Below are 21,014 nucleotides of genomic sequence, written 5' to 3'. Positions count from 1 at the left end.
GGAGCCGTTGGAGGCTAGTCGGGCGCAGATCGAGTTGTATGTGCGCTGGATGCAGGAAGTGCGACACTTCCAGCCCTCGACCGTGAGCCGTCGGGTCACGGTGATGGCAGGCTTCTCTATCGCACCTGCGTTATCGACCAAGTCCTCGCGGCCTCGCCCGCTGACTACGTCAGGCGCCCCAACGTGCCGCCGGAGTCCCCGACTCTGGGCCTTTCGCACCTTCAGTTCGAGGCCATGCTCAGCGCCTCACGGCTGTCGGCTAACGTCAACGATTTCGCCTTGGTGGTGATGCTGGGACTGCTCGGACTCCGGATCTTCGAAGCATGCGGTGCCAACATCCAAGACCTCGGTGAGGAGCATGGTCACCGCGTACTGAAGGTTCACGGCAAGGGTGGCAAGGTTCGTCGCGGGACGAGCGGAGGGGCCGATTCTGCTCAACCGTCGCGGCTCTCAGATCGCCGCCCGACACGCAGACCCCAGAACCACCATGCGCTACGACCGCGCCCGCAAGAACCTCGACAGGCATCCCAACTACATCCTCGCCGCCTACATGGCCTCCGGCACCTGACATGCCACGAACCCGGTTCGTACTACATTGTCCGACGCAAGGTACACTGGGCGACGTGGGAGAGGAACTCAACTGGGACGACGAGTCCGCGGCGTACATCCGAAATCGCGGCGACCGTTACCCCGGCGGGGGTGGCGTCGAACCGAACTGGGCGCAGGAGGTGATGGATGACCCCGACCTCGCGGCGTTCGAACCGGACCCGAAGTCACGGATGGGTGCTTCTCGATTCATCGGCTACTCCACGGTTGCCGGCAGAGTGCTGGTGGTCATCGCGTTCCGAGACGCTGATGGAGATCTGCACGGGATCAATGCGTGGCCGGCAACCGGTGCCGATCTGAGGTTCTATCGAGAGGGAACGAGACATGGCAAAGACAATTGATCCTGCGCTGGCGGCTCGGCTGCGAGATGACTCTGAGAGAACCCGCGAGAACGACTACCCGGAGGGTGCGCGACCGTCCCGCCCGAACCGGACGAAGGTGTACTCGATCCGGCTCAGCGAAGACGAGCAGGCCCGGGTGCAGCAGGCCGCCGATGCCCAGCACCTTCCACCGTCGACCCTGGTGCGTTCCTGGATCCTCGACCGACTCAACCAGGACAAGACCGCCTGAAGCCATCCGGATCTGCCGCAGCCAGCGCGTTCGATCCTGCCGAGATGAGCTAGTTGTTCTCCTGCTTATGTCTTCGGCCCGGCCAAGCACCTCAGCAGCGTCCCTGTTGCGGGCGTTCACCTGCTCAGCTAGCGCTGTAGTAGTCGCACTGAGCGGTGAGAGGGCAGTCGCCGCACCTGGGGGTGCGCGCGACGCAGACCTTCATGCCGTGCTGGATCAGCCACTCGTGGGCATGCTGGCGGTAGCACACGGGGGTGGCCTCGGTGAGTGGGTCGACGGTCTGCTCCGCGGACAAGCTGGCGTCGACGAGGCCGAGGCGTTGCACGAGGCGCTTGACGTGGGTGTCGACGGCGATGGTGGGTGCGGCATGCAGGGTGTTCATCAGAATGTCGGTGCACTTGCGGCCGATGCCGGGAAGCGCCATCAGCTCCTCGCGGGTCGCGGGGACCTCACCGCCGTGTTCGTCGAGGATCTGTCGGGCCATCGCCTTCAAAGTCTTGGTCTTGCGGTTGTAGTGCGCGACCGAGCGGATCGTCTCGCGCAGGTCGTCGTCGTCCATCGCGGCCAGCCCGGCGAACGAGTCAACCTTCTTGTAAAGGGCGACGGCGGCCTTGATGCAGCGCGGCGAGCTGGTCATGGTCGACAGCGACCGACACGGTGCTGCGGAACGAGTTGTCGGACAGCCCGTTCGTCATCCACTCGTCGTCGGACTCGGCGTAGGTGGGATAGGTCCCGGACAAGATCTCGTAGATCTTCTCGACGGTGCCGGGCTGTTTCACGAGGGCCTCCAAGCTGGAAGAGGTTGGGATGCCCGCTCGAGGCAAAACACGGGAGCCGTATCGAGGGATGTCGACACCGCTTTTTGGTGTGCCTCTGGACACTACCCGGCTGGGGCAGGGCTCCACCAGCCGGCTCGCGTGCGAGGCCGGGCGTGGAGAAGCACTGGATCCCAGGGTCCGCGGAGGCGGGACGCCAGTGCCGCCTCCCACGCTCAGGAGGCAGACCAGTGGGTGCCACTGTGGGCACGGTTCCGCGCCCTCGGCTTCGGCACCTGGCGGTGGCGTGTGGCCCTGTCCGCGGAGGCGTGCCCCGATGCTCGGATGTTCCGCGAAGGCGCGACGCCCTGGTTGTTAGGTGCGTCCATGGCAGTCGGCGGCGACTATTCGGCAGGTCTGATGTCGCAGTCGGTACCAGACCTACCGCTTGGTCCCTTCGCCGGTGAGACCAGGGGCCGTCCCGCTTGCTGAGGTGCCGCGGAGCGCGGCCCGGAAGCCCCAGGAACGTGACATCGTCAATTCGCGTTTCCGAGGCTCGTGTCTGCGCTCCTCGACCTCAGGCAACGGAAAGTGGCCTGGGTCAGGCGATCCTGCGCCTCACAGCCAGCGAGCCGTTCGAGCTAGCATGCCGGGCATGCCTGGAAAGTAGATCTTCGCTCGACAGCTCACACCTCGACGTGCATGGCAACGGTGTGACGGCCGCCCGCCGGGATCGACACCGCGTCTCCCTGCACGCAGCCGTACTCAACGCAGACGAACTCGGACCACTGGTCGCCGGAGACCTGCGAGCCGCCGGGGCCTGGGTTCCAGACGATCACGTTGGACGCTCCGTCGGCTGAGAGCCGCATGCTGCCCGCCGGGTCACTGAGCGTCACCGCCGGCGCGCCGGCATACACGCGATCCACGTGCCGCCCCAGCGCGATCGGCGCATGTTCTGAGGTGGGCCTGGCGTCGGCCGCGAAGTCCCGGAACGGCACCCCCTCCAGCCCTTCAACCGAGGCGCGCCGGGCGTCGACGGCGAAGTACGGGTGCAGTGCCACATCCACCACCACGTCGCGCGTCGGGCTGGAGACCTCCAGGGCGGCTGTGAGCCTGTGGCGGTCCATGTGGACGTCCAGCCGGTAGCCGAGGTCCGGAGGATAGAGCTCCGCGCCCGGCAGGTGCTCGATCGCCGCGGGCTCCACCGTGAGGACAGCGCGGGCGCCGTCGTCGCTCTGCTCCAGCAGATCCAGCACCCAAGGCGCGCGGGCGACGAGCCCATGCGGGTAGGGCACGGGGAACTCGCCCCGGCCGGTGCCGAACCACGGCGCGCACACAGGGATGCCGCCGTGCCACATCCACCCGATCCGTGGCTGCGCCTCCTCTGCCATCCACAGCACCTCGCCTCGGCCCGACGGTGCCCACGACAGCACGCAGCCGCCCACCGTTGTGAGGCTCCCGCGTCCCCACGCCCCGTGCACCTGGTGGATGGTCATGCCGGCCACGCTACCCTCGCGGGACCCGCCCGTGAGCCCATACGATGTGGCTCATGCCGACGATCCGTCCCGCCCAGCCCCGAGACCTGCCGGCCATCACCGACATCTACAACGAGGCCGGCGTCGGGACCACCGCCTCCTACGCACTCGATCCCGTCAGCCTCGACGACCGCCGCGCCTGGTGGGAGCGCCTGACCGCCTCCGGATATCCGGTGTTGGTCCTGGAGGACGGCGACGAGGTGTTCGGGTATGCCAGCTATGCGCAGTTCCGCCCGCTGGCCGGCTACGCCCACACGGTCGAGCACAGCGTCTACATCCGTTCGGGCCGTCGCGCCGCGGGGGCCGGCCGGATGCTGATGCTGGCCCTGATCGACTACGCCCGTGGGCGGGGGGTGCACGTCATGGTGGGCGTGGTCGATGGCGCCAATGAGGAGTCCCTCACGTTCCACCGCAAGCTCGGGTTCACCGAGTCGGGGCGACTGCCGCAGGTGGGCCGCAAGTTCGACCGCTGGCTGGACGTGGTCTTCGTCACCTTGGTGCTCGGCGAGGCGCACCCCTGAGCCTCCCGTGGATGCGCAGGGGCCCCGTTAGCATGGACGCCATGGCCTACCACGCAGACGCGACCAACCTCGCCCACAAGGAGATCCTCACCTGGGAGGGCTTCGGCGCCGCCCAGCGTGAGCTCGCCGGCATGGTGGCCGACTCCGGGTTCCAGCCCTCGATCATCGTGGCCGTGGCGCGTGGGGGCATGCCGGTGGCCGGCGGCCTCACCTACGCACTCGGCGTGAAGCTCACCGACGTGATCAACGTGGAGTTCTATACCGACGTGGACCAGACACTCCCTGACCCCATCCTGCTGGCGCCCATGCTGGACACCGCCTCGATCGCGGGCAAGCGGATCCTTGTGGTCGACGACGTGGCGGACTCCGGCCGCACGCTCGGCCTGGTCATCAAGCTGCTGCGCGGCTTCGGGGCGGACGTGCGCAGCGCGGTGCTGTACGCGAAGTCCGGGACACTCCTCGAGCCGGACCACGTGTGGAAGCACACCGACGAGTGGATCGTGTTCCCCTGGTCCGCCGAGCCGCCGGTCATCGGCGAGGGCCCGCGCTGAGCATCTGCCCAACCTTTCCTGCGCGCCACGGCAACAGGTGGGAACCCTGGCAGCCCGCGCGACCGCGCAGGATAGTCTGGTCACGCACATTCGCGCGGCGCCTTGCTCGGTCGTCGCAGATCAGTTAGGAACCGAAAAACGTGACTCTTGAGTGGACCGAACAGGACACACGGGCCGTCGACACCGCCCGCATCCTCGCAGCCGACGCCGTAGAGAAGGTCGGCAACGGACACCCCGGCACCCCGATCTCGCTGGCACCGGTGGCCTACCTGCTCTACCAGAAGGTCATGAACACGGACCCCTCCGACGACCTGTGGCTCGGCCGCGACCGTTTCGTCCTGTCCGCCGGGCACGCGTCGCTGACGCAGTACACGCAGCTGTACCTGGGCGGCCTCGGCCTCGAGCTCGAGGACCTCAAGTCCCTGCGCACCTGGGGCTCCAAGACCCCCGGCCACCCGGAGTACCACCACACCAAGTTCGTCGAGTGCACCACCGGCCCCCTCGGCGCCGGTATCTCCAACGCCGTCGGGATGGCCATGGCCGCCCGCCGCGAGCGAGGTCTCTTCGATCCGGAGGCGCCCCAGGGTGAGTCCGTGTTCGACCGCCAGATCTACGTCATCGCCGGCGACGGCTGCCTCCAGGAGGGCCTCTCGTCCGAGGCTTCGTCCCTGGCCGGCACCCAGAACCTGGGCAACCTCACCCTCATCTACGACGACAACCGGATCACCATCGAGGGTGAGACCGACATCTCGTTCACCGAGGACGTCAACGCCCGCTACGAGGCGTACGGCTGGCACGTGCAGAGCGTGGACTGGACCAACGGCGGCACCGAGTACGTCGAGGACATGGACGCCCTGTATGCGGCCATCGAGGCGGCCAAGGCCGTCACCGACAAGCCGAGCTTCATCAAGCTGACCACCGTCATCGGATGGCCGCTGCCCAACAAGCAGGGCATGCACGCCGTGCACGGCTCGAAGATCGGCGGCGACGAGATCGCAGCCCTGAAGGACGCGCTGAAGTTCGAGCAGGAGCCGTTCGCGGTCGACCAGTCGATCGTGGACTACGCCCGCGCCAACGCAGCCGAGCGGGGCCGTGCGGCCCGCGCTGCCTGGGACGAGAAGTTCGCGGCCTGGTCCGCGGCCAACCCGGAGCGCGTGGCGCTGCTGGAGCGCGCCGCTGCCCGCAAGCTGCCGGAGGACCTGAGCCTTCCGGTGTTCGAGGAGGGCAAGAAATCCACCCGCGCCGCCTCCGGCGAGGTGCTCTCGGCCCTGGCGCCCCAGCTGCCCGAGCTGTGGGGCGGCTCCGCCGACCTCGCGGGCTCGAACAACACGACGATGAAGGGCGAGCCCAGCTTCCTGCCCGAGGAGCGCGCCACGCACGACTGGCCCGGCCACAAGTACGGCCGGACGCTTCACTTCGGCATCCGCGAGCACGCCATGGGCGGCATCCTCAACGGCATCAACCTCTCGGGCCTCACCCGCGCCTACGGCGGCACCTTCCTGGTGTTCGCGGACTACATGCGGCCGGCCGTGCGTCTCGCCGCCATCATGCAGGTCCCGACGATCTTCGTCTGGAGCCACGATTCGGTCGGGGTCGGCGAAGACGGCCCCACCCACCAGCCCATCGAGCACCTCGCCTCGCTGCGCGCCATCCCCGGTCTCGACGTCGTTCGTCCCTCGGACGCCAACGAGACCGCCGTTGCGTGGGGCGAGGTGCTGCGCCGCGCCGACCGCCCTGCCGGCATCATCCTGTCCCGCCAGGACCTCCGCACCATCCCGCGCGGCGAGAAGTTCGCCTCCGCGGAGGGCGTCGCCAACGGCGCCTACGTGGTGAGCGAAGCCGACGGGGAGGCAGCCGTCATCCTGCTGGCCTCCGGCTCCGAGGTGGAACTGGCGCTGGCCTCGCAGGACGCGCTGCAGGCTGAAGGCATCGCCACCCGCGTGGTGTCCGTGCCCTGCCAGGAATGGTTCGACGAGCAGACGCCCGAGTACAAGGAGTCCGTCCTGCCCGCCGCCGTCACCGCGCGGGTCAGCATCGAGGCCGGCATCGCCATGGGGTGGTCGAAGTACCTGGGCGCCAAGGGCGCCTCGGTCAGCATCGAGCACTTCGGGGCCTCGGCCTCGGGCAGCAAGTGCTTCGAGGAGTTCGGCTTCACCGTCGCCAACGTGGTAGCCACCGCCAAGTCGGTCCTCTGACGAGGACACCTGCACCTCCCGCCGGCGGCGCTCCCTCACCCGAGGGGGCGCCGCCGGCGGCGTCTATGCTGGGCGGCATGGGCATCAAGGACGTTGTGGGCAAGGTCATCGGCGACAAGACGATCGTGCTGGAACTCGACATGGCCCGCGGCGTGTTGGTGACCAGGCCCACCAACCCGATGCAGGCCATCCAACTCATCAACAGCGCCACGCTCGGGGCGCTGCGCCAACACCTCGCGGACGCTGCTGAGGACCCCCGGGTCGTGGGCCTCATCGTCCATGCGGTCCCCTCCCAGACCCTCCTCGCCCACGTCGAGGAGATCGCGGGCCTGGTGGAGGCCTTCGGCGAGAAGAAGCCGACGGTGGCCTGGGCCGAGTCCTTCGGCGAACTCAGCGGCGGCCTCGCCGCCTACCGGCTCGCCGTCGCCGCCGACGAGATCTGGGTGCAGCCCACCGGCATGCTCAGCATCCACGGCGTGGAGCTCACCATCACGCTCATGCGCGGGTTGTTGGAGAAAGTGGGCGTGGAGCCGCAGTTCGGGCAGCGCCACGAGTACAAGACCGCCGCGGACAGCTACGCGGCAGACCACGTCACCGAGGCCAACCGCGAGATGGTGCAGCGGCTCGGGCAGTCGCTGGTCGACGAGATCGTCGCCGCGGTGGCCCGCCGTCGCGGGCTGAGCGCTGAACAGGTCTGGGAGGGCGTCAACGGAGCCCCAGTGACGCCGGAACGGGCCCTCGAGCTCGGCCTCATCGATCGGATCGGCTACCGGGACGAGGCCTACGCAGCGACGCTGGGCGCCTGGGGAGCGGAGCCGGAGCACCTCCTGTTCGCCCACCGCTACACCTCGAAGGCGGCGCTCAAGCGGAAGCTCCGGATGGGCCAGCCCAAGGTGGCGGTGGTCACCCTCCGCGGCGCCATCGTGACCGGCCGCGGCCAGCGCAGCCCCCTGGGCGGCGAGCAGGCCGGGGCGGACGTGATCGACGAGCACCTCCGTGCCGCCCTGCGCGACGATGACGTCAAGGCGGTGATCTTCGACGTCGAATCGCCCGGCGGTTCGGCGGTGGCGTCTGACTTCATCCGGCGGTCAGTCCTCCGGCTCCGTGAGGCGGGCAAGCCGGTGGTGGCCCAGATGGGCCACTTCGCCGCCTCCGGGGGGTACTACGTGTCGATGCCCGCCGACGAGATCGTCGCGCACGCCTCAACACTGACCGGCTCCATCGGCGTCCTGGGCGGCAAGATGGTGACTCAAGGCCTTTACGACAAGCTCGGATTGATCCGGGAGGCGCTCCCGATCGGCGAAAGCGCCGGCTTCCTCTCAGGCGCCTCCCGCTTCTCCGACGCGGACTGGGAGCGCCTCAACGCCTGGCTCGACCGCGTCTACCTGGACTTCACCACCTTCGCGGCGCAGGACCGGGGCATGGAGTATGCCCAGCTCGAGTCGCTCGCCCGCGGGCGGGTCTGGACCGGGGCAGACGCCAAGGAGCGGGGCCTGGTGGACCACATCGGCGGTAGGGCGCTCGCGGTGGAGCGGGCCTGCGCGTTGGCGGGCCTCGATCGCGACGGGATCAAGCTCACGCACCTGGGGGAGTCCGGGGTGCTCGCGCTGATCAAGCCGGCCACCTCCAGCGAGGCCGCGGCCGGCGGTATGGGTCTTCCTGACGCGGAGGGCATCCTCGCCGGGCTGGCCGCGCAGGCCGGTCTGCACGGTCACGGGGCACTCAGCCTCCCCTGGGCCCTGCGCGTGCGGTAGCGGCATTTGGGGCTGCCGTCGGCGGTTTCGTACCATGGTGTACTGCGCGGCGTTTATGCCGCCACTGAGGGGTGGATGTGAAGAGAGCGACAAAGATCGCCATCGGTGTCGGGACCGGGGCCGTGGTGGTGTTGGGTGGCGTCTACGTCGCGTCCTACTTCGTCGCGGGAAACCAGGTGCCCGTCAGGGCGTCGGTGGAGGGCGTGGCCATCGGCGGCATGTCTCCGGAGCAGGCGGCCGAGACGCTCCGCAGCGAGCTCGGCCCGGCGGTCGAGGCGCCCATAGCGCTCACCGCCGGCGACGTGTCAGTCCCCCTGGAGCCGGCCTCGATCGGGCTCTCGGCAGATTTCGAGGCCACCGTCCGCGAGGCGGGCGGCGGGTTCAGCTGGAACCCGGCCGAGATCCTGGCCACCCTGGCCGGCGGTGAAGAGATCGCGCTGGTGCGTGTCGTCGATGAGGAGGCGCTGACCGACGGTGTCGCTGCGGTCGCCGACCGCTTCGCCGTCGACGGTGTGGACGCCACACTCGCCTTCGCGGACGGCGAAGTGGCGCGCACCGAGGCGGTCGAGGGGCAGCAACTCGACGTGGACGCCACGGCCGACGCCGTCGAGGGCGCCTTCCTGGCCAGCCAGGACACCGCCGAGGCGGCCACCGCCGCACAGCCCCCGGCCGTCACCGACGCCATGGTCGACGAGGCCGTCACCGCCTACGCCGAGCCCATCCTCAGTGGGCCCGTCACGGTGACCCACAAGACCGCTTCGATGGAGATCGCGCCCGCCGCAATCGCCGGCGTGACCACGTTCACCGTCACGGACGGAAAACTGGTGCCGGTGATCGACGGCGAGGCCCTCTCTGCTGTGGCGGAGGGCGCGGAGAAGGCGCTGGGCCTGAACACAGCCAAGGACGCCGGGTACCGGTTCACCACCGGCGCGCCAGTCGTGGTGCCCGCGGTGACGGGGGAGACCCTGGAGTTGGACGCGTTCGTCGAGGCCGTCAAGACGGCGGCCACGGCAACCGGGGAGGCCCGCACCTTCGCGGCCACCGTCACCGTCGAAGAGCCCGAGTTCACCACCGCCGAGGCGGAGGCTTTGGCGCCGACGGAGGTGATCGGCGAATACTCCACCCGGTTCCCCTACGCGGAATACCGCAACACCAACCTCAGCCAGGCCGCAAACTCCGTCAACGGCACTGTGGTTCTCCCCGGCGAGATCTTCTCGCTCAACGACACGCTCGGACCGCGCACCGCGGCCAACGGCTACGTCGATGGCTACGTCATCAACGGTGGGCGGCTGGTCAAGGAGGCCGGCGGCGGCATCTCGCAGGCCGCCACCACCTTGTACAACGCCGGCTTCTTCGCCGGGTACGAGGATGTGGAGCACAAGCCCCACAGCCTCTACTTCGACCGGTACCCGGCAGGCCGTGAGGCCACCATCTACTACGGCGTCCTGGACATGAGGTTCCGGAACGACACCAAGTACCCGGCAATCATCCAGGGCAGCGTGACGAAGGCGAGCTCGGGAAGCCGTGGCACCATCACCTTCAGAATCTGGTCCCAGCGCACCTACACCAAGGTGGAGTCCACCGAACTGGTGAAGTCCGGCTTCTACACCGGCGCCGAGCGAGTGGTCACCGAGACCCCGTGTGAGCCGCAGGCCCCGATTCAGGGCTTCACCGTCACCTGGCAGCGCCTGTTCTACCAGGGCTCAGAGGTGGTCAAGCGGGAGAACTACTCGTGGAAGTACAGCGCCGGGGACCGGATCACCTGCGGCTGAGGGATCGGTACGAGCCATCCGCCCCCCGGCGCGGCACGCTAAGCTGTCCACGTCCGCCCTTGAAGGAGTGAAACGTGACGTACATCATCGGTCTGCCCTGTGTCGATCTGAAGGACCGCGCCTGCGTTGAGGAGTGCCCGGTGGACTGTATCTACGAGGGCAATCGCATGCTCTACATCCACCCTGAAGAGTGCGTGGACTGCGGCGCCTGCGAGCCTGTATGCCCAGTCGAGGCCATCTACTACGAGGACGACGTGCCGGAGGATCAGGCGCAGTTCTACGACGTCAACGTGCAGTTCTTCGACGAGATCGGCTCGCCTGGCGGCGCCGCCAAGCTCGGCGTGATCCCCAAGGACCACCCCATCGTCGAGGCGCTCCCGCACCAGGGCGAGTGATGGCCCTCGGGGCCCGGCTTCCGGACTTCCCCTGGGACACGCTGAGTGACGCCAAACGGGCCGCATCTGCGCACCCCGACGGCCTCGTCGACCTGTCCGTCGGCACCCCCGTGGACCCCACGCCCCACCTGGCGCGGGAGGCCTTGGCGAGTGCGTCTGACGCGCCGGGCTACCCCGCCGTGTGGGGCGCGCCGGCCACACGCCGAGCCATCCTTGACTACCTGGAGCGCCGTTGGGCGGCCGTCGCGCTGCCCGTTGAGGGCGTGTTGCCCGTCATCGGCACGAAGGAGCTGGTGGGGTGGCTTCCGACGCTGCTGGACCTCGGCCCATCCCACGCGGTGGTGTTCCCCGAATGCGCCTACCCCACCTACGAGGTGGGCGCGTTGACCGCAGGGTCGCGGGCGGTGCCGCTGGACGACCCCTCGCGCATCCCCGAGGACTCCAGGCTGATCTGGATCAACTCCCCAGCCAACCCCACTGGCCGCATCCTGTCGCTCGACGAGATGCGGGCCTTCGTGGCGGCTGCGCGGGAGCGCGGCGCGGTGCTCGCCAGCGACGAGTGCTACGGCGAGTTCGCGTGGGACGCGGAGCCGTTCTCGGTGCTGGACCCGCGCGTCAACGACGGCGATGTCACCGGCCTGCTCGCGGTGGGCTCGCTGTCCAAGCGGTCCAACGCCGCCGGCTACCGCGCGGGCTTCGTCGCGGGTGACCCCGCTGTGGTGCAGCAACTGGTGGCCGCCCGCAAGCACCTCGGGATGATCGTTCCCGCGCCCATCCAGGCCGCGATGGTCGCCATGCTGGGGGACCAGGCCCACGTCGAGGAGCAGCGCGCCCGCTATCTGGCCCGCCGCGCGGCGCTCAAGCCGGCGCTGGAGGCGGCCGGTTTCCGGATCGAGCACTCCGAGGGATCCCTGTACCTGTGGGCGACCCGGGACGAGGACTCCCGCGCGAGCGTGGCCTGGCTCGCCGAGCGGGGCATCCTGGTTGCGCCAGGAGACTTTTACGGCGTCGCGGCGGCCAGGCATGTGCGCGTCGCTCTGACGGGAACGGACGAGAGGGTCGCGGCGGCAGCCGCGCGCCTGGGGGCCTCTCGGGATTGACACGGACGGGCGATGTCCTTACTGTTTCCCTGTTGTCGACACGGAGGAGGTGCTGCAGATGTTGATCCACTCTGCGGTTCTCGGTCGGCCGCGCGCGTACTTCGCCCGCTGACCTGACCCCGCCGGGGCACAAGCCCCTCGTGACGCACTGGCGTCCCCACCTCCATCCAACAACCTTGCCGCGTCGTTGATCGACGCACGTCAGGACCCCCTTCATGCATGCATCGCCGCGCGGGCGCTTCGATTTTCCGCCCGCCATCCCTGCCGACCCGCGCCCGGACGTGCGCTCTCCCAGTCGGTTCCTGTTCTGGCTGATCCGCTCTTACGGCTGGGTGGTGCCTGCCATGACGTTGGCCGCATCGTCGTGGATGGTGCCGGCGGCACTGACCCCCTGGCTGCTGGGCCGTGCCATCGACGCCGGCGTGGTCGGCGGCGACAGCTCCGCCACCCTCGGCTGGGTCGCGTTGCTGCTGGGCGTCATCGCGGTCGGCGTCGTCGGTGGCATCATGTTCCACACCTTCGCCGTGCGGATGTGGTTGCTCGGCATCTACGGCATCCAGCGTCGAGTGTCGCGGCAGTCCGTGCACCTCGGGCACGTCCTCAACCGCCGCGTCCCGACCGGAGAGGTGCTGAGCGTGGCCTCCTCGGACAGCGACCAGTTCGGCGCCACCATCGACTCCTTCGGGCATGTTATCGCGGCGGCGGTCAGTTTCCTGCTGGCCTCAGCGCTCATGCTGACGACCTCTCCGACGCTGGGAGCCGTCGTGCTCGTCGCCACCCCGGTGCTTCTGCTCGCCTCGACCCCGGTGCTGCGCCCCCTCACCAGGGCCCAGAGCGCCGAGCGGACCGAGAGCTCGTCGCTGACCACGATGGCCACGGACATCGCCACAGGCCTGCGGATCCTCCGCGGGATCGGCGGGGAGCGCACCTTCGCCCGCAACTACGAGCGCCAGTCCCAGAAGGTGCGTGCGCTGGGGGTCCGGCTCGGCACGTGGCAGGCGGTTGTCGAGGCGATCAGCATCCTGCTCTCGGGCCTCCTCCTGGTGGCGCTGGTCTACCTGGGCTCACGCCAGATGCTGGAGGGGGCGCTCAGCGTCGGTCAGCTGATCAGCTTCTTCGGGTACGCACTCTTCCTCACCTCTCCCATGCAGACCTTCTTCGATTTTGCGCAAAAGTGGGCTCAAGGCCTGGTCGCCGCGCAGAAGACGTTGTCGTTCCTGGGGGCCGATGTGCCTTGGCGCGCCTCGGGTCAGGAGCTGACCGGTATCCCGGTGCTCCGGGACGAGGAATCCGGTGTGGTCGTGCATCCCGGGCGGATGCTCGGGGTGGTCTCGGCCGACCCGGACGCCTCCGCCGCGCTCGCGGACCGGCTCGGCCGCTACCTGCCCGAGGCCGCCGTCGAGAAGTCGGAGGACGAGGACCTCACCGGACGGGCGCTCAAGGCGTCGCGGCGCGAGCGGCTCGCAGCCAGGGCGCGGCGCGCGGAGGCCGACGCCGAGCTGGCTGCCCGACCATGGGGCGTCACCGCCGACGGAGTGGATTACACGGACCTCGACATGGCCGCGCTGCGCAGGCTCGTCGTCGTGTCCCACACCGGCGCAGGCCTGTTCGCGGGCACCCTTCAGACCGCCGTCGACCCGTGGGGCACCCACAGCCGCCAGCAGGCGGAGCGGGCCCTGATCGTCGCCTCCGCGGAGGACATCTACGACGCCATGCCGGGGGGCTGGCAGGGCCGGATCGACGAGAAGGGTCGCGGTCTGTCCGGAGGGCAGCGGCAACGTGTCGTCCTTGCGCGCGCGCTGGTGCTTGACCCGGAGGTCCTCATCCTCGTCGAGCCCACGTCTGCGGTGGACGCACACACGGAGGCGCGGATCGCCGAGCGGTTGGCCGAGCATCGTCGCGGGCGCACCACCATGGTGGTCACCGCCTCCCCGCTGATGCTGCGCCACTGCGACGAGATCGCTGTGCTCGCAGGAGGCCGCGAGGTCGCCCGGGGTAGCCACGATCAGCTCCGGACCCACCCTGACTACCACCGCGTCATCGCACGCGGCATGGAGGATGACGATGAGTGAACACCTGTTGGCGGAGTCCTCCGCCTCCACCTGGCGCAGCGAGCCGTCGGGGCCGCGCCTCCAGGAAGGCCTGGACGTACCCCGCGGCACCGGCCTGCGCGCCAGGATGGCCGCGCTGGCCAGGCGACACCACATCCGCACCAGCACCGCACTGGCCGTGTTCGCCGATGCCCGCAACCCCGAGCACGGGTTCCCGGTGGCCACCTCGGGCCAGGCCGTGGGGTTCCTCGGCCGGATGCTGAAGGGCCGCCGGGCCAGGCTCGGCTGGGCGATCGGGTTCAACGGCGCCGCGGCCGCTGCGGGGTTGGTTGCGCCCTTCATGCTCGGCCGCCTGATCGATCAGGTCACGGGCGGGCGGCTCGACGTGCCGGGGCTCACCGCACTGGTGATGATCATCGCGGGAGTGATCGTGGCACAGGCCCTGCTGACCTTCGCGGCGCGATGGGCGTCCGCGGTCCTGGGCTACGACCTCCTCGCGGCTGCCCGCGAGGAGGTGGTGCGCATCGTGCTGCGGCTGCCGCTCGGGCACGTGGAGTCCTCCGGATCGGGCGACCTGCTCACCCGCATCACCTCGGACGTGTCGAAGATGGCCACCGCCGCGCGATGGGCGTTGCCGACGCTCATCGTGTCGGTGGTCCTCATCGGCGCCACCCTCGTCGCGATGCTGCTGAACTCCTGGCTCCTGACCATGCCCATGCTGCTCACGGCAGTGGTGATGTGGGTGGGGGGACGCTACTACCTCTCGCGGGCCACCGCCGGTTACATCACCGAGTCCCGGTCCTACTCCGTCATCAACGCCACGACCACCGAGACGGTCGAGGGCGCCCGCACCGTCGAGGCGCTGGCGCTGGGGGACCTGCGCGTGGCACAGCTGGACCAGGACACTGAGGTGTCGGCCCAGGCCGAGCGCTACACCATGACGCTGCGCAACATGCTCTTCGCCATGGTGGACTCATCGTTCCAGCTTCCGCTCGTGGGCGTGGTGCTGCTCGGCACCTGGGGCCACGCGAACGGCTGGGTGACGATCGGCCAGATCACGACGGCCGCGCTGTACGTGGCACAGCTCCAGGGGCCGCTCGACCGGGTGATCATGGTGCTCGACCACCTCCAGCTCGGCCTCGTCTCCACCGCCCGCCTCATCGGCGTCGCCCAGGTGGAGGACGACCGGACCCCCGGCGATGGCCAGCCCGACGGCGCCAAGCTCACCGGCAGCGGTCTCCGGTTCGGCTATCGGGCCGGCTTCGATGTCCTGCACGGCGTCGACGTCGATCTCCGGCCCGGGGAGCGACTGGCGATCGTCGGGCCCTCCGGCTCGGGCAAGTCCACCCTGGGACGACTGGTGGCGGGCATCAACCGGCCGCGCTTGGGCGAGGTGACCGTCGGCGGAGTCGACGTCATGGACCTCCCGCTGGACCGGTTGCGCACCGAGGTGGCCCTGGTCACGCAGGAGCACCACGTGTTCGTCGGGTCCGTCCGCGACAATGTGGTGCTGGCGCGCGAGACCACCGCCTCCGACGGCGAGGTGGAGCAGGCGCTGCGAGCCGTCGACGCGTGGGGGTGGGTCTCCAAGCTGCCCGGCGGTCTGCACGCCGAGCTGGGTCACGGCAAGACGCCCCTCAGCCCCGCCCAGGCGCAGCAGGTGGCGCTGGCCCGGCTCATCGTCGCCGATCCCCACACCCTGGTGCTGGACGAGGCCACCTCGCTCATCGACCCCTCGTCGGCCAGGCATCTGGAGGGCTCGATGGCGGCGCTGCTCGACGGGAGGGCGGTCATCGCGATCGCCCACCGCCTGCACACCGCCCACGACGCTGACCGGATCGCGGTGGTCGACGGCGGGCGCATCGTCGAGATCGGCTCCCACCACGAGCTCCTCGAGCTCGATGGGCAGTACGCAGACCTGTGGCGGACCTGGCGTAACTGATCGCTAGCCGAGGGTGAGGACGGCGGTGCCCGGGGCGGCGGGCTCGGCGGCGTCTCGCCAGGCGCCCTCGCCGGCGACCCACTCGCGGTCGGCGACGACCACGGAGGTGAGGCCCCCGGCGTAGCTGTTGGCGATGGCGAGCTGCGCCGCCGCCCAGAGCGACGTCTCGTCTGCGGCCGTGACCGTGAGCGTGCCGCCCTCCGCCGCGACACTCACGCCGCCGCCGAGCGCCGCGAGCACGCGCTCGAACGCCGTCGGGTCCGGGGTGGGGGAGTCCTCGAAGCTCAGGCAGGCGATGGATTCCTGCCGCGACCCCCGCAGGGCGCCAGCCACCCCCGTCGCCTTCTCCACATGCTGGCGGTAGGCCTCGGGGAAGCCGCTGCGCTGCACCTGTTGGGCCACGTCGTTGATGTCTCCGGTTTCCCAGCCGTCGAACTTGACCAGCTCCTCGTAGAACCGGGCCGACGAATACCAGGGATCCAGGATCTCCTCCTCGGTGCCCCACCCGTAGGAGGGCCGCTGCTGGAAGAGGCCCAGGGAGTCCCGATCCCCGTAGTCCAGGTTGCGCAGGTCCGATTCCTGGTAGGCCGTGGCCAGCGCGATCACCGCCGCCCGCTCGGGCAGGCCACGCTCGACTGAGACCGCGACGATGATCGACGCGTTGCGCGCCTGCTCCGCCGTCAGCACGGTGCTGCCGCCGTCGAAGAAGACGGTGCACTGCTGCGGAGTGAGGCGCTTCTGCACGTAGCGGTAGGCCGACCATCCCCCGAAGGCGAGGCCCGCAAGCAGGGCCACGGTGAGGAGGGTCGCGATGAGGCTTCTGCGCATCAGTTGTCGTGCAGGTCTGAGTTCAGCGAGACCTTGGAGCCACGACGGTGCCGCGCGCGCACCGCGCCGGTCACCGAGTCCCGCAGGAACAGCAGGTCGTCCTGGCCGGACAGCTCGCGTGCCTTGACGACGGTGCCGTCCTCGAGGGTGACCTTGGTGCCGGCCGTGAGGTAGAGGCCCGCCTCCACCACGCAGTCATGGCCCAGCGAGATACCCACACCGGAGTTGGCGCCCAGCAGGCACCGCTCCCCGAGGCTGATCACCTGCTGGCCGCCCCCGGACAGGGTGCCCATGATGGAGGCGCCGCCGCCCACGTCCGTGCCGTCGGCCACAACGACGCCCGACGAGATCCTGCCCTCCACCATCGAGGTGCCCAAGGTGCCCGCGTTGAAGTTGACGAAGCCCTCGTGCATCACGGTGGTGCCCTCCGCGAGGTGGGCGCCGAGACGGACCCGGTCCGCGTCCGCGATCCGCACCCCCAGCGGGGTGACGTAGTCCACCATGCGGGGGAACTTGTCCACGCCGTAGACGGTGAGCTGCTCGCCGCGGGCATGCAGCAGCATGCGCACGCGGTTGACGTCGGCCACCCGGACCGGTCCGCGCGTGGTCCACGCGTTGTTCGGCAGCACCCCGAAGATGCCGGTGAGGTTGAGCCCGTGCGGGGCGACGAGGCGGGCGCTGAGCAGGTGAAGCCGCAGAAACGCGTCCTCGACCGTCTCCGGCGGGTCGTCGAGTTTGATCTCGACCCGGACCACCTTGGATTCCACCTGACGGATCTCGTCGACCTGCTGCGCCTCGGCCAGCAGCGACGGTGGCTCGTCGGTGACGGCCGAGCCCAACCGAGGTTCGGGGTACCAGGCGTCGAGGACGGCCCCGGTGGTGTGGACGGTGGCCAGGCCCCAGGCCCAGGCGGTGCGGGTCTCGTTGGTCATGCCGGCAAGTCTAGTGGCGCACCACGTCACGGGTCGGCTGCGATTCTGGGCCCGCTGAGCGTCCGTCAGCGAACAGGTAGGTAAGGGTTGTGTGACAGATGCCCATCCGGCGTGCCCTGAGGCCTGCGCCCCACTAACCTGTGCCCATGACTGCGCTGTTCGACGATTACCCGCCGGGGGAGGCCTTCGACGAGATGGTCGGCGCCGACGGCATCCGCGCCGCCGCGCAGACCATCGCCCAAGGTCTGGACCGGCTCGGCATCGAAGAGGTCAGGGCCAGGGCCGAGTACCTGCGCACCATCTACATCGACCAGGGCGTGACTTTCGACATCGGCGGTGAGGAGCGACCCTTCCCGCTGGACATCGTCCCCCGGATCCTGCAGGCCGACGAGTTCGCCCACGTCGAAGCGGGCAGCAAGCAACGGGTCCGCGCGATGGACGCCTTCCTCGACGACGTGTACTCGGAGGGTCGCTGTTTCGTGGAGGGGGTGATCCCGCGACACGTGGTGGCCTCCTCCCCGCACTTCCACCGCGCCATGGCCGGGGTCACCACGCCCAACGGGGTGCGGGTCCACATCGCCGGGATCGACCTGGTGCGCGGCCGCGACGGCATCTTCCGCGTCCTGGAGGACAACGTGCGCAGCCCATCGGGCGTGTCCTACGTGATGACCAACCGCCGCGCCGTGCACGCCGCGCTCCCGGAGATCGCCGCCAAGCACCGGATCCGGGCGGTGGACGACTACCCGTCGCAGCTTCTCACCGCCCTGCGCGCCGCCGCGCCGTCGAGCATCGCGGACCCCACCGTCGTGGTCCTGACGCCCGGGGTGCACAACTCCGCCTACTTCGAGCACGCCATGCTGGCCCGCATGATGGGCGTCGAGCTGGTCGAGGGCCGGGACCTGGTGGCCCACGGTGGCCACGTGTCGCTGCGCACCACCCGGGGGCTCCGCCCGGTGCACGTCATCTACCGGCGCATCGACGACGAGTTCCTGGACCCGGCGGTGTTCCGGGCGGACTCCCTCATCGGGTGCGCCGGGCTGCTCAACGCCGCTCGAGCAGGCAACGTGACCATCGCCAACGCCGTCGGCAACGGTGTGGCCGACGACAAGCTCGTCTACACCTATGTGCCGGACCTCATCCGCTTCTACCTCGGTGAGGAGCCCATCCTGGCCAGCGTGGACACGTGGCGGCTCGAGGACCCTGCCGCCCGCGAGGAGGTGCTGGACCGGCTGGCGGAGCTGGTGGTCAAGCCGGTGGACGGCTCGGGCGGCAAGGGCATCGTGATCGGCCCCCGCGCAACGCAGGAGGAGCTGGACAAGCTGCGGCGCCAGATCCTCAAGGACGCCCGCGGCTGGATCGCGCAACCGGTGGTGCAGCTGTCCACGGTGCCCACCATGATCGACGGGGAACTCAAGCCCCGGCACGTTGACCTGCGCCCGTTCGTCGTCAACTCCGGCGGAGACAACATCTTCGTGCTGCCCGGCGGCCTCACCCGCGTGGCGCTGCCCGAGGGGGAGCTGATCGTCAACTCGTCGCAAGGGGGCGGGTCGAAGGACACGTGGGTGCTGACCTCCGGCCGCCCGGTGGCCCCGCCGCTCGCGCCGGCACCGCCGCGCAGGCCGTCGTCGGTGCCGATGTCCGAGCCGGTGCTCAACAGGGTGATCCGACACCAACACGAACAGCAGCAGCAGAGCGGGAAGGTGGCCCCATGCTGAGCCGGATCGCCGATTCCCTGTTCTGGATCGGGCGTTACCTGGAGCGGGCGGAGGACACCTGCCGCATCGTCGAGGTGCACCTGCACCAGCGCCTCGACGATCCCGGCGTCTACCCAGCGCAGGCGGCCCGGGACCTGCTGCTCCTCATGGGCCAGGAACCCAAGGACGACGAGCCGGACGTGCTGCAGGAGCTGTGCTACGACGAGAACTCGCCCATCAGCTTCCTCGCCGCGCTGGGCAGCGCACGCGAGTCCGCCCGCCGGGCCCGCGAAACGGTCTCGACGGAGGTGTGGGAGTCCATCAACACCACCTGGCTGGCCGTCCGCGGGGGCAGGCTGCAGCGGATGCGGCCGGCCTCCATGGTGAAGTTCGTCCGGGAGCGCTGCGCCGTCATCGCGGGGCTGGCCGACGGCACCATGAGCCACGACGAGGGCTGGCTGTTCCTGACTCTGGGCCGGAGCATTGAGCGCATCGACATGACGGCCCGGCTCCTTGCCACGCCGTCGCTGGTGGGTAACTCCCCGCGCGCCTGGGACCACGTGCTCAGCGGCTGCGGGGCCCACCACGCGTTCGTGCAGCGCTACGGGGCGCTGGCCTCGGACCGCGACGCCGCCGAGTTCCTCATCCTCGACCGCCTGTTCCCCCGCTCCCTGATCTATACCCTCAACACGGCGGTGGACTCGCTGTCGCAGCTGGGCCCCGGCAATCAGCGGATCCGGCCCGACGACCCGGCCACGCGCCTGCTCGGCGCCGCCCGCGCCAACCTGGAGTTCCTTCCCGCTGAGGAGATCCTCCTCGATCTGACCGAGCAGATGGCCAGGCTGCAGGTGGTCTGCTCGCAGGCCACGCAAGCGGTGTCTGCGCGGTATTTCGAGGGCTCGGCCGCGGCCGAGTGGGTCGGAGGAGCCTGGTGATCGACGTGCGAAGGAGCCTCCTGTGAGTCAGTACCGGATCGTGCACACCACGGGCTACAACTACGGCGGCGGTGCCTCCGACTCGTTCAACGAGGCCAGGATGACACCCCTGACGAGCCGGCGGCAGCTGGTCCTCTCGTCCCGGCTCGACATCACCCCGGTGGCCTGGACGCATGCCTACCGCGACTACTGGCGCACCTCTGTGGTGGCGTTCGAGATCCACGAGCGCCACTCGGACCTGAAGGTGGTGGCCACGTCCACCGTCGAGATCCACGATGTCGCTCCCGACGCCGAGCCGGTGGGCTGGGCAGGGCTCGAGGACCCGAACCTGCAGGACCGCTACGTGGAGGTGCTCACCCAGACCCGCTCCGTGCGGCCGCACCGCGAGGTGCTGCGCATCGCTCAGCAGGTGCGCAGCACCTCGGCCACCCCCGGCGAGGCCGTGGTGGAGCTCGCCCGCAGGCTGCGCGAGCACGTGGACTACGTGCCCGGCGTCACCCAGGTGCACACGCTCGCCAGCGAGGTGTGGGACCACAGGGCAGGGGTGTGCCAGGACATCGCGCACCTCACCCTGGGGGCCCTGCGCTCGATCGGTATCCCCGCCCGCTACGTCTCCGGCTACGTCGTGCAACTCGAGGATCCCCAGATCGGGGTGCCCATGGTGGGGGAGTCGCACGCCTGGATCCAGTACTACGACGGCGAGTGGCTGGGATTCGATCCCACCAACCAGACCGTGCCCCGCGGGTCCCACGTGGAGGTGGGATTCGGGCGTGACTACACGGACGTGGCCCCGCTCAAGGGCATCTACACCGGCTCCGGCGGATCCGAGATGTTCGTCTCCGTGGAAATGACCCGGCTCACCTGAGCCCGCCTCGACC

At 69.6% G+C, this 21,014-nt stretch carries 20 protein-coding genes; 15 read left to right on the top strand and 5 right to left on the bottom strand.

What is annotated here, in order from left to right:
- The first annotated feature begins 391 nt into the window (after nt 1–391).
- Genes H5398_RS16950 through H5398_RS16330 form a run of 3 tightly spaced genes read left to right on the top strand, consistent with a single transcriptional unit; the run spans nt 392 to nt 1,176 of the window.
- Nucleotides 392–568: a hypothetical protein gene (locus tag H5398_RS16950; protein WP_220489617.1), complete on the top strand. Its 177-nt coding sequence runs from the start codon at nt 392–394 to the stop codon at nt 566–568.
- A gap of 55 nt (nt 569–623) precedes the next feature.
- A complete protein-coding gene (locus tag H5398_RS16335) occupies nt 624–947 on the top strand; it encodes a hypothetical protein (protein WP_182800810.1) in 324 nt (107 codons plus the stop codon).
- A complete protein-coding gene (locus H5398_RS16330; RefSeq protein WP_182784575.1) occupies nt 931–1,176 on the top strand; it encodes a CopG family transcriptional regulator in 246 nt (81 codons plus the stop codon). The genes H5398_RS16335 and H5398_RS16330 overlap by 17 nt, the downstream gene beginning before the upstream one ends.
- A 124-nt stretch (nt 1,177–1,300) precedes the next feature.
- Here H5398_RS16330 and nth read toward each other — a convergent pair whose 3' ends face one another.
- From nth to H5398_RS16315, 3 genes are all read right to left on the bottom strand, one after another.
- Nucleotides 1,301–1,813: an endonuclease III gene (gene nth, locus H5398_RS16325; RefSeq protein WP_182800809.1), complete on the bottom strand. Its 513-nt coding sequence runs from the start codon at nt 1,811–1,813 to the stop codon at nt 1,301–1,303.
- Nucleotides 1,758–1,955, bottom strand: coding sequence for a hypothetical protein (locus H5398_RS16320; protein ID WP_182800808.1), 198 nt, complete (start codon nt 1,953–1,955; stop codon nt 1,758–1,760). Before H5398_RS16320 ends, nth begins: the two co-directional genes overlap by 56 nt.
- A gap of 662 nt (nt 1,956–2,617) precedes the next feature.
- A complete protein-coding gene (locus H5398_RS16315; protein ID WP_182800807.1) occupies nt 2,618–3,427 on the bottom strand; it encodes a hypothetical protein in 810 nt (269 codons plus the stop codon).
- Nucleotides 3,428–3,480: 53 nt separating this feature from the next.
- Between H5398_RS16315 and H5398_RS16310 the strand changes: the two genes are divergently transcribed.
- The 9 genes from H5398_RS16310 (at nt 3,481) to H5398_RS16270 (ending at nt 15,747) form a co-directional block, all read left to right on the top strand.
- Entirely contained in the window at nt 3,481–3,987 is a 507-nt protein-coding gene (locus H5398_RS16310; protein ID WP_220489615.1) for a GNAT family N-acetyltransferase, read from the top strand.
- Nucleotides 3,988–4,028: 41 nt separating this feature from the next.
- Nucleotides 4,029–4,538, top strand: a complete 510-nt coding sequence (locus tag H5398_RS16305; protein WP_182784561.1) for a phosphoribosyltransferase — start codon at nt 4,029–4,031, stop codon at nt 4,536–4,538.
- Nucleotides 4,539–4,678: 140 nt separating this feature from the next.
- Entirely contained in the window at nt 4,679–6,733 is a 2,055-nt protein-coding gene (tkt, locus tag H5398_RS16300) for a transketolase (RefSeq protein ID WP_182784559.1), read from the top strand.
- Nucleotides 6,734–6,810: 77 nt separating this feature from the next.
- Complete coding sequence (locus H5398_RS16295) at nt 6,811–8,487, top strand: S49 family peptidase (RefSeq protein ID WP_182800805.1); 1,677 nt, start codon at nt 6,811–6,813, stop codon at nt 8,485–8,487.
- A 77-nt stretch (nt 8,488–8,564) separates the two neighbouring features.
- A complete protein-coding gene (locus H5398_RS16290; protein ID WP_182800804.1) occupies nt 8,565–10,259 on the top strand; it encodes a VanW family protein in 1,695 nt (564 codons plus the stop codon).
- 74 nt (nt 10,260–10,333) lie between these two features.
- Nucleotides 10,334–10,654 carry a ferredoxin gene (gene fdxA / locus H5398_RS16285; RefSeq protein WP_182784552.1) on the top strand — a complete coding sequence of 107 codons (321 nt, stop codon included), beginning with the start codon at nt 10,334–10,336 and terminating at the stop codon, nt 10,652–10,654.
- Nucleotides 10,654–11,754 (top strand): succinyldiaminopimelate transaminase, encoded by a 1,101-nt coding sequence (dapC, locus tag H5398_RS16280; RefSeq protein WP_182800803.1) that lies wholly within the window; start codon nt 10,654–10,656, stop codon nt 11,752–11,754. Before fdxA ends, dapC begins: the two co-directional genes overlap by 1 nt.
- Nucleotides 11,755–11,969: 215 nt before the next feature.
- Nucleotides 11,970–13,826 (top strand): ABC transporter ATP-binding protein, encoded by a 1,857-nt coding sequence (locus H5398_RS16275; protein ID WP_182800802.1) that lies wholly within the window; start codon nt 11,970–11,972, stop codon nt 13,824–13,826.
- Nucleotides 13,819–15,747, top strand: a complete 1,929-nt coding sequence (locus H5398_RS16270; protein ID WP_182800801.1) for an ABC transporter ATP-binding protein — start codon at nt 13,819–13,821, stop codon at nt 15,745–15,747. Before H5398_RS16275 ends, H5398_RS16270 begins: the two co-directional genes overlap by 8 nt.
- Before the next feature lie 3 nt (nt 15,748–15,750).
- On the opposite strand, the gene H5398_RS16265 is transcribed toward H5398_RS16270, so the two are convergent.
- A complete protein-coding gene (locus tag H5398_RS16265; RefSeq protein ID WP_182800800.1) occupies nt 15,751–16,575 on the bottom strand; it encodes a hypothetical protein in 825 nt (274 codons plus the stop codon).
- Entirely contained in the window at nt 16,575–17,507 is a 933-nt protein-coding gene (gene dapD / locus H5398_RS16260) for a 2,3,4,5-tetrahydropyridine-2,6-dicarboxylate N-succinyltransferase (protein WP_182784543.1), read from the bottom strand. Before dapD ends, H5398_RS16265 begins: the two co-directional genes overlap by 1 nt.
- A 146-nt stretch (nt 17,508–17,653) precedes the next feature.
- Between dapD and H5398_RS16255 the strand changes: the two genes are divergently transcribed.
- The 3 genes from H5398_RS16255 to H5398_RS16245 are packed head-to-tail and all read left to right on the top strand — an operon-like array spanning nt 17,654 to nt 21,001.
- Entirely contained in the window at nt 17,654–19,222 is a 1,569-nt protein-coding gene (locus H5398_RS16255) for a circularly permuted type 2 ATP-grasp protein (protein ID WP_182784541.1), read from the top strand.
- Nucleotides 19,216–20,136 (top strand): alpha-E domain-containing protein, encoded by a 921-nt coding sequence (locus tag H5398_RS16250; RefSeq protein WP_182800799.1) that lies wholly within the window; start codon nt 19,216–19,218, stop codon nt 20,134–20,136. Before H5398_RS16255 ends, H5398_RS16250 begins: the two co-directional genes overlap by 7 nt.
- A gap of 22 nt (nt 20,137–20,158) precedes the next feature.
- The gene (locus H5398_RS16245) at nt 20,159–21,001 is read left to right on the top strand and encodes a transglutaminase family protein (protein ID WP_220489613.1); all 843 of its coding nucleotides are present in this window, start codon (nt 20,159–20,161) and stop codon (nt 20,999–21,001) included.
- The last annotated feature ends 13 nt before the right edge of the window (nt 21,002–21,014 follow it).

The sequence above is a fragment of the Tessaracoccus sp. MC1679 genome (assembly GCF_014164775.1).
Taxonomy (GTDB): Bacteria; Actinomycetota; Actinomycetes; order Propionibacteriales; family Propionibacteriaceae; genus Arachnia.
This window is presented reverse-complemented; position numbering and strand designations above follow the sequence as displayed.

Bases quoted from the DNA above. Each gene is read 5' to 3' on its own strand.
- H5398_RS16330 (WP_182784575.1), top strand. From the start codon at position 931: ATGGCAAAGACAATTGATCCTGCGCTGGCGGCTCGGCTGCGAGATGAC.
- nth (WP_182800809.1), bottom strand. From the start codon at position 1,813: ATGACCAGCTCGCCGCGCTGCATCAAGGCCGCCGTCGCCCTTTACAAG.
- H5398_RS16315 (WP_182800807.1), bottom strand. From the start codon at position 3,427: ATGACCATCCACCAGGTGCACGGGGCGTGGGGACGCGGGAGCCTCACA.
- H5398_RS16310 (WP_220489615.1), top strand. From the start codon at position 3,481: ATGCCGACGATCCGTCCCGCCCAGCCCCGAGACCTGCCGGCCATCACC.
- H5398_RS16305 (WP_182784561.1), top strand. From the start codon at position 4,029: ATGGCCTACCACGCAGACGCGACCAACCTCGCCCACAAGGAGATCCTC.
- H5398_RS16295 (WP_182800805.1), top strand. From the start codon at position 6,811: ATGGGCATCAAGGACGTTGTGGGCAAGGTCATCGGCGACAAGACGATC.
- dapC (WP_182800803.1), top strand. From the start codon at position 10,654: ATGGCCCTCGGGGCCCGGCTTCCGGACTTCCCCTGGGACACGCTGAGT.
- H5398_RS16275 (WP_182800802.1), top strand. From the start codon at position 11,970: ATGCATGCATCGCCGCGCGGGCGCTTCGATTTTCCGCCCGCCATCCCT.
- H5398_RS16270 (WP_182800801.1), top strand. From the start codon at position 13,819: ATGAGTGAACACCTGTTGGCGGAGTCCTCCGCCTCCACCTGGCGCAGC.
- H5398_RS16265 (WP_182800800.1), bottom strand. From the start codon at position 16,575: ATGCGCAGAAGCCTCATCGCGACCCTCCTCACCGTGGCCCTGCTTGCG.
- dapD (WP_182784543.1), bottom strand. From the start codon at position 17,507: ATGACCAACGAGACCCGCACCGCCTGGGCCTGGGGCCTGGCCACCGTC.
- H5398_RS16255 (WP_182784541.1), top strand. From the start codon at position 17,654: ATGACTGCGCTGTTCGACGATTACCCGCCGGGGGAGGCCTTCGACGAG.
- H5398_RS16250 (WP_182800799.1), top strand. From the start codon at position 19,216: ATGCTGAGCCGGATCGCCGATTCCCTGTTCTGGATCGGGCGTTACCTG.